This is a genomic window from Mesorhizobium sp. M1A.F.Ca.IN.020.03.2.1, from assembly GCF_004023205.1.
Lineage (GTDB): Bacteria > Pseudomonadota > Alphaproteobacteria > Rhizobiales > Rhizobiaceae > Mesorhizobium.
Genome location: NZ_RZSV01000243.1, coordinates 1 through 7,641, shown reverse-complemented (window position 1 = coordinate 7,641; position 7,641 = coordinate 1). Strand labels below are relative to the sequence as shown.

At 62.5% G+C, this 7,641-nt stretch carries 8 protein-coding genes; 7 read left to right on the top strand and 1 reads right to left on the bottom strand.

What is annotated here, in order from left to right:
• The coding region (locus EOA79_RS26825; RefSeq protein WP_128293452.1) for a Tm-1-like ATP-binding domain-containing protein at positions 1-1,150 on the bottom strand (1,150 nt) is incomplete at its 3' end.
• Between the two features lie 118 nt (positions 1,151-1,268).
• On the opposite strand from EOA79_RS26825, the gene EOA79_RS26820 reads away from it, so the two are divergent.
• The 7 genes from EOA79_RS26820 to EOA79_RS26790 all read left to right on the top strand — a co-directional run.
• Positions 1,269-1,958 (top strand): TetR/AcrR family transcriptional regulator, encoded by a 690-nt coding sequence (locus EOA79_RS26820; RefSeq protein WP_127335368.1) that lies wholly within the window; start codon positions 1,269-1,271, stop codon positions 1,956-1,958.
• Positions 1,959-2,310: 352 nt separating this feature from the next.
• On the top strand, positions 2,311-3,627 hold the full coding sequence (locus EOA79_RS26815; protein WP_066989980.1) for an extracellular solute-binding protein: 1,317 nt from the start codon (positions 2,311-2,313) through the stop codon (positions 3,625-3,627).
• A gap of 67 nt (positions 3,628-3,694) precedes the next feature.
• Positions 3,695-4,600 carry a sugar ABC transporter permease gene (locus tag EOA79_RS26810; RefSeq protein WP_095780122.1) on the top strand — a complete coding sequence of 302 codons (906 nt, stop codon included), beginning with the start codon at positions 3,695-3,697 and terminating at the stop codon, positions 4,598-4,600.
• A gap of 1 nt (position 4,601) precedes the next feature.
• Positions 4,602-5,558: a carbohydrate ABC transporter permease gene (locus tag EOA79_RS26805; RefSeq protein WP_066989974.1), complete on the top strand. Its 957-nt coding sequence runs from the start codon at positions 4,602-4,604 to the stop codon at positions 5,556-5,558.
• Positions 5,555-5,776: a hypothetical protein gene (locus tag EOA79_RS26800; RefSeq protein ID WP_066989971.1), complete on the top strand. Its 222-nt coding sequence runs from the start codon at positions 5,555-5,557 to the stop codon at positions 5,774-5,776. Before EOA79_RS26805 ends, EOA79_RS26800 begins: the two co-directional genes overlap by 4 nt.
• Positions 5,773-6,876 carry an ABC transporter ATP-binding protein gene (locus tag EOA79_RS26795; RefSeq protein WP_095823535.1) on the top strand — a complete coding sequence of 368 codons (1,104 nt, stop codon included), beginning with the start codon at positions 5,773-5,775 and terminating at the stop codon, positions 6,874-6,876. The genes EOA79_RS26800 and EOA79_RS26795 overlap by 4 nt, the downstream gene beginning before the upstream one ends.
• Positions 6,876-7,641: ABC transporter ATP-binding protein (locus EOA79_RS26790; protein WP_164893959.1), on the top strand; the 766-nt coding region annotated here is incomplete at its 3' end. The genes EOA79_RS26795 and EOA79_RS26790, both read left to right, overlap by 1 nt.

Sequence of the window (7,641 nt, the reverse complement as noted above, 5' to 3'; positions counted from 1 at the left end):
ATGCAGGATCGTTGATGTGCAGCGGCAGGCGCGTCACGATACGGTTCGCGGTCGGCTTGATGGTGTGCTCGATGGCCTCGAACAGCGCCGCATCGGCTTGCGGATCGAAGAAGGCGCCGCCTTCGACATCGAGCGCCGACACGCCTTTTTCCGGGATCAGGAAGCGCACCGGGCCGTCGCAACGGGCGAGGCGGCTGCCGATCCATTCGCCGATCCGGCGGCTCTCCTCGGCGGTAGTGCGCATCAGCGTGACATTCGGATTATGCTCATAGAACAGCCGCCCGCGATATTTGTCGGGGATAGTCGGCGGCGCCCAGAAGTTCACCATGTCGAGCGCGCCGACCGAGCCGACATAGGGCAGTTTCGTGCGAGCAATGGCGCCGAAGCGATCCTCCGTCGCCGGCAGCACGCCGTCGAACAGCAAATCGCAGACCTCGGTTGTGGTGATATCAAGGACGCCGGCGAGCAGGCCGCTATCGGCAAGCTTCTCCATCGAGCGGCCACCTGTGCCGGTCGCATGGAAGACCATGCAGTCATAGTCGGCGCGCAAGCTCTCGACGATTGCCGTGACACAGGGCGTGGTGACGCCAAACATGGTCAAGCCGAGCGCCGGCTTGCCGGCAGTTGACGGGGCCGGCCTCGCCGCCATGCCGGCGATCGCCTGGGCGGCGTTGTGCAGAACGACGCGCGACAGACGATTGAGGCCGGCCATGTCGGTTACCGACGGCATCATGACGATGTCGGAGACATCGACGTAAGGCGCGGTATCGCCGGAGGCCAGCGTCGAGACCATGATCTTCGGTAGGCCGAGCGGTAGGGCGCGCATGCCGGCGGTGACAATCGATGTGCCGCCGCCGCCGCCAATGCCGATCACGCCGGCGACGTCGTCGCGCGATTGGATGAAGCGGATAAAGGCGACACCCATGCCGGCAACGGCGAGTCCGCGGTCGTCAGTGCCGAGCACGGCGCCGGCTCCATCGGGATGATGCGCGGCGACCTCGCTTGCCGCGACATCCACCGGGACGGTCGCGCCGCGTGTGCCGATATCGACGCGGACGACCGAGCCGCCGCCGACGGCGACGGCGTCGGCCAGGAAGGCAAGCTCCTCACCCTTGGTGTCGGCGGTGCCGACCACATAGATACGCTTCATTCGCCTTTCCCCGTCGTCTCCTCGGTTAGCCGGCCTGCTCGGCGGTGCGGCCTGCCGCTTCGGGCCTGGCGCTCGGTCCGGCCATTGCAATTTTTTGAGACGCGCGTATCGTATTGATATGGATGTCTCACGTCAACAAGCCGCTTCCGATGACGCCGAGCAGCTGAGAGCCGGGAAGGGGGCCCGCGCCCGTACCAGGCGGCTGATTCTGGAAACGGCGACGCGGCTGATGCAGTCCGGCGTGACGCCTTCGGTCAGCGAGGTTGCAGAGGCTGCGGAAGTGTCGCGCGCGACCGCCTATCGCTACTTTCCGAGCCAGGCCGCGCTGGTGCAGGCGGTCGTCGACGAGGGGCTCGGACCGATCCTGACCTGGAAATCGAATTCGAAAGATCCGGAACAGCGGGTTGCCGAACTCTTCGCCTCCGCCATGCCGCGCATCGAGGCTTTCGAGGCGACGTTCAAGGCGGCGCTCAAGCTTTCGCTCGACCAGTGGGCGAGACGGCAGGCTGGCACGCTAGGCGCCGAACCGGCTTTCAAGCGCGGCCATCGGATCGACCTCCTGAAGGACGCGATCGCTCCGCTCAAGGGTCAGCTCAAGCCGCGCCAGTTCAGGCGTCTTGCCCAGGCGCTGTCGATGATGTTCGGTGTCGAGGTGCTGATCGTGCTGAAGGATATGTGGGGGCTGGACAGCCGTGACATGATGGCGGTCGCCGAGTGGACGGCGGGCGCGCTCGTGCGCGCGGCGGTAGCGGAATCAGGAGCGAAGGCGACTGGTGGTTCGGCACCAGCTGAAATAGACATGTCCTGAATCTGGTTCGACCAGATTGGAGAGGATACCAACAACAATGACTGCAATACATCGCTGGAGACAAGGTCTCCGCATATCAAGGAGTACGAAAAATTATAGAAAACAGAGGGATATCGCTTTGAGCGGCTTGTGGAACCGTTTTGGACTGCACAAGAAAGAACTTGACGTCCCTCTTGAATTGGTAATACCAGATCAGGACGCGTAAAGCGGAGCGAAGGTTGAGGTTGCGATCGATTTTTCTGGTCGGGCGAGGAGGCCCGAAACCGGAAATGCCGTCACGGGAGGAACTGCCAGGGCCGACCGCAATGCCGGCCCGCATGACAAGGTAGAAGGCGCACAAGGGAGGAAAACTATGCGCAAGATAGTGACCAGCGTGATCGCTGGTATCGGGCTGGCGCTTGCCTGCGGGACATCCGTCCGCGCGCAAGACAAGGAACTCACCATCTTTTGGGCGGAATGGGATCCGGCGAACTATCTGCAGGAACTCGTCAACGACTACACGGCCGAGACGGGCGTGAAAGTCACGGTGCAGACCACGCCGTGGCCTGATTTCCAGACCAAGGCCTTCACCGAGTTCAACGCGCATGGCGACGCCTACGACATGGTGGTCGGCGACTCGCAATGGCTGGGCGCCGGCTCGACGCAGGGCCACTATGTGGATCTGACCGACTTCTTCAACAAGCATAAGCTTGGCGATGTGATGGCGCCCGCGACCATCAAATATTATGCCGAGTACCCGGGCGGTTCCGGCAAGTACTGGGCGATCCCGCTGGAAGGCGATGCGATCGGCTGGTCTTACCGCAAGGACTGGTTCGAGGACCCGAAGGAGAAGGAAGCCTTCAAGGCGAAGTACGGCTACGACCTCGATGTTCCGAAGACCTATGCGCAGCTGCGCGACATCGCCGAGTTCTTCCATCGTCCGGACCAGAAGCGCTACGGCGTCGCGATCTACACCGACAACTCGTACGACGCGATGGCGATGGGCGTCGAAAGCGCGATCTTCAGCTATGGCGGCGATCTCGGCGACTACGCGACCTACAAGGTCGACGGCATCACCAATTCCAAGGAGGCCGTCGCCGGCCTCGAAATGTACAAGGAACTCTACAAGTTCACGCCTCCCGGCTGGGGCAAGACGTTCTTCGTGGAAGACAACCAAGCCATCACTGGCGGGCTCGCCGCGATGAGCATGAACTTCTTCGCCTTCTTCCCGCCGCTGGTGAACAAAGCCACCAACCCCTATGCCGACGTGACCGGCTTCTTCGCCAACCCGGCCGGTCCGGACGGCAAGCGCTTCGCCGCTCTCGGCGGCCAGGGCATCTCCGTCGTCTCGTACTCGAAGAACAAGGACGAGGCGATGAAATTCCTTGAGTGGTTCATCAAGGACGAGACCCAGAAGAAGTGGGCCGAGCTCGGCGGCTATACCTGCAGCCAGGCCGTGCTGAAGTCGGAGGCCTTCCAGAACGCTACGCCGTATAACAAGGCCTTCTACGACACGATGTTCATGGTCAAGGACTTCTGGGCAACGCCTGAATATGCCGAAGTGCTCGATCAGCTGAACCAGAATATCTATCCGTTCGTGGTCGGCGGCAAGGGCACCGCCCAGGAAGCGCTCGACAAGACCGCCGCCGACTGGAAGGCGACGTTCACCAAATACAACCGCTACAAGTAGGCGTCACAGTCAGAATGCCGGAGGAGGGTTTCCCCTCCGGCATTCCTGTTTTCAGGGAGAACGACCGTTGGCTTCGGTAGCCCTTACCAATCTTGATCCAGCATCCAGGGCCGCCGCGCGAGGCTGGTCGGATCTGACCATCCGCAACATGTTCATCATCCCGACGCTGGTTTTCCTGATCGTCTTCAACATTTTTCCGCTGATCTATTCGCTCGGCTATTCCTTCACCAACTTCGCCGCGAACCGCAGCGAGCCCTGGCAGTTCGTGGGCCTGCAGAATTACCGCGAGCTGCTCAGCGACGATCACATCTGGTCGAACTTCGTCATCACCGCGAAATATGTGATCGTGTCGGTGGCCGGGCAGATGATCGTAGGCTTCGGCCTCGCGCTTCTGCTCAACCGCAGCTTTCCGATGAAGGGCCTGATCACGACCTTGCTGTTGCTGCCGATGATGATGTCGGCGGCGGTCGTCGGCCTGTTCTGGCAGCTGCTCTACAGCCCGTCCTGGGGACCGATCAACTACGTCTTCGGCCTCGGCGACTTCGCCTGGCTCTCCAATCCCGACAGCGCGCTCTACGCCGTCGCGATCACCGACATCTGGATGTGGTCGCCCTTCGTCATGCTGCTGTCGCTCGCCGGCCTGTCGGCGGTGCCGCAGCACCTCTACGAAGCCGCCGCGATCGACCGCGCCAGCTGGTGGTACACCTTCACCCGCATCACGTTGCCGCTGGTCTCGCCGATCCTTTTGATCGCGCTGATCTTCCGCACCATGGAAGCCTTCAAGACCTTCGACATCGCCTACACGATGACGACTCAGCCGACCGCCGAGCTGATCGCGATCCGGCTCTACAAGCAGGCCTTCCAGCAGTGGGACACCGGCAAATCCTGCGCGCTCGCCTACATCGTGCTGATCATGGTGCTGGCCATCACCAACCTCTACGTGAAGTATCTGAACAAGGTGAAGGAGCGCTGAGATGGCCGCCGTCCGCACTTCTTCCGAGGTCGCGCTCAACCGTGTCGCCATCGCCGCGGTGCTGATCGCCACGCTGGTCTTCCTCGCACCGATCTATTGGATCGCCTCGACGGCGTTCAAGCCGAAGGAACTTGCCGTCAGCGTGCCGCCAACCGTGCTGTTCGAGCCCGAGGTGACGCCGTTCGTGCGGCTCTTCACCAAGCGCGTGCAGATGCAGAAGACCGTCGACCCGCAAGTCTACGAAGCCGCGCCCTGGTGGGAAAAGCGCATCTACGACGGCGGCGAGCGGGTACTGAAGGTCGGCAAGGACGTGCAGCTTTCGCAATATCCCGACCGGTTCATGAACAGCCTGATCGTGGCGGTGGTCAGCACCGTTCTCGCCGTCGGCATGGGAACCTTCACCGCCTACGGCTTCTCGCGCTTCAAGATCGCCGGCGAGGCGGACCTTCTGTTCTTCATCCTCTCGACGCGCATGCTGCCGCCGGTGGTCGTCGCCATCCCGATGTTCCTGATGTATCGGGCAGTTGGCCTCAACGACTCCCATATCGGCCTGATCATCCTCTACGTCGCCTTCAACCTGTCCTTCTCGGTCTGGCTGATGAAGGGCTTCATGGATGAGATCCCGAAAGAGTATGAGGAGGCAGCACTTGTCGACGGCTATACGCGCATGCAGGCCTTCTTCAAGATCGTGCTGCCCGAGGCCGCAACCGGCATCGCCGCCACCGCCGTGTTCTGCTTCATCACCGCCTGGAACGAGTACGCTTTCGCGCTGATCATGACCAACCGGCGCGCCCAGACGGCGCCGCCCTTCATCCCGTCGCAGATCGGCTCCGGCCTGCCGGACTGGACCACGATCGCGGCGGGCACGTTCTTGTTCCTGCTGCCGGTTGCGATCTTCACCTTCCTGCTGCGCAACCACCTGCTTCGCGGCGTGACTTTCGGAGCGATCCGCAAATGAGTTTTCGCGCCGTCAACGAGAAGTACCTTTTGCCGGCATCGCAGATCCTCATGGTGCTCGGCATCGTCGCACTCTGCCAGCCATGGAGCCTCAGCCTGCATTCCTATGGGGTGACGATCATCCTGATCGGGTTGATCGGCTTCAACATCACGTCGAAAATCGCACCGGAGCAGAGAGAGGAAACCGGCGCCGTGACGCATGAGGGGGCCGGGCAGTGACGCAGATCGAACTTCGCGGCATCGAGAAATTCTTCGGTGCGGTCCAGGTCATCCATAATCTGAACCTCGCCATCGCCGACAACGAGTTCATCGTGCTGCTTGGACAGTCGGGCTGCGGCAAGACGACGACGCTGCGCGCGATTGCCGGGCTCGAGACGATCGATCAGGGCGACATCCTGATCGACGGCAAGGCGGTGCAGCATCTGAAAGCTGCAGACCGGGACATCGCCATGGTGTTCCAGTCCTTTTCGCTCTATCCGCATATGACGGTGTTCGAGAACATCGCCTTTCCGTTGCGGGCCACGCGGATGAGCAGCAGTGAAGTCGACACCTCGGTGCGCGAGATCGCAAGGGTGTTGCGGATCACCGACCTGCTGGACAAGCGACCGTCTGCGCTTTCGGGCGGCGACATGCAACGCGTGGCGATAGGCCGCGCGCTGGTGCGGCGGCCGAAGGCGATGCTGATGGATGAGCCGATCGGCGCCCTGGACGCCAAGCTGCGCGAGGAAATGCGGGCCGAGATCAAGCGGCTGCACATCAAGCAGGGATCGACCACGATCTATGTCACCCATGATCAGATCGAGGCGATGAGTCTGGCCGACCGCATCGTCATCATGCATGAGGGCTTCATCCAGCAGGTCGGCACGCCGGACGAGGTCTACTCGCACCCGGCAAACCTGTTCGTGGCGCAATTCGTCGGCAGCCCGGTGATGAACATCGCCGAGGCGAGCGTCGCCGATCAGGCCGGCGCCGCCTCCGTCACCGTCGGTGGTGCGCCGGCAGGTTTCGAGTTCCCGCGCGAGCTCCTCTCCAGGCTGAACGGGCATTCCAATGGTGGCTTGACGCTCGGCATCCGTCCGGAAGGCGTGCTCGTCCGGCATGATGCCGCTCCCGGCTACGTGCCGGTCGAAGCGCAGATCATCGAGCCGCTCGGCTCCTTCGACATTGTCGACCTCAAGGTCGGCTCCAAGATGCTGCGCGCCCGCACCAAGGCAGGCTACGTGTCGGGTCCGGCCGAGAAGGTTCATGCCCGCATCGACCCGGAACAGGCGCATTTCTTCGACACGGCAAGCGGCAAGTCGCTGGGAGTAAGGCTGTAATGGCCCATATCGAACTGAAGAACATCACCAAGAAGTTCGGCGGCCATACCGCGCTGACGGGTCTCAACCTCAATATCGCCGATGGCGAGTTCTTCGTGCTTTTGGGCGAAACCGGCGCCGGCAAGACGACGACGCTCCGGATGATCGCCGGCCTCGAGAAACCGACCGAGGGCCAGGTCTTCATCGACGGCGTCGACGTCGCCGGCTGGAGCGCGGCCGAGCGCGACGTGGCCTTGGTGCTGCAGCAATATTCGCTCTATCCGCGCTACACGGTGCGGCAGAATCTCGAGTTTCCGCTGAGGCCAAAGATTCGCCGGCTGCCGGATGCCGAGATCAAGGACCGCGTCGCGCGCGCCGCCCGCACGCTGCGCATCGAGCATCTGCTCGACCGCAAGACCGACCGGCTCTCCGGTGGCGAGATGCAGCGCGTCTCGATCGGCCGCGCGATCGTGCGCAAACCACGCGTGTTCCTGATGGACGAGCCGCTGTCGGCGCTCGACGCCAAGCTACGCGAGGCGCTGCGCACGGAGTTGAAGAACCTGCAGATGCAGCTCGGTGCCACCTTCCTGTTCGTCACCCACGACCAGATCGAAGCGATGTCGATGGGCGACAAGGTCGGCGTGCTGAACCATGGCCGCATCGTGCAGACCGGCACGCCGCAGGAGATCTACAACAATCCCCGCGATACCTATGTCGCAAGCTTCGTCGGCTCGCCGCCGATGAACCTCATCGACGGCACGCTGGTCGACGACCGCGCGGTGATGG

Excerpts from the sequence above, each read along its gene's own strand:
- EOA79_RS26820 (WP_127335368.1), top strand. The coding sequence starts at position 1,269 with ATGGATGTCTCACGTCAACAAGCCGCTTCCGATGACGCCGAGCAGCTG.
- EOA79_RS26815 (WP_066989980.1), top strand. The coding sequence starts at position 2,311 with ATGCGCAAGATAGTGACCAGCGTGATCGCTGGTATCGGGCTGGCGCTT.
- EOA79_RS26805 (WP_066989974.1), top strand. The coding sequence starts at position 4,602 with ATGGCCGCCGTCCGCACTTCTTCCGAGGTCGCGCTCAACCGTGTCGCC.
- EOA79_RS26800 (WP_066989971.1), top strand. The coding sequence starts at position 5,555 with ATGAGTTTTCGCGCCGTCAACGAGAAGTACCTTTTGCCGGCATCGCAG.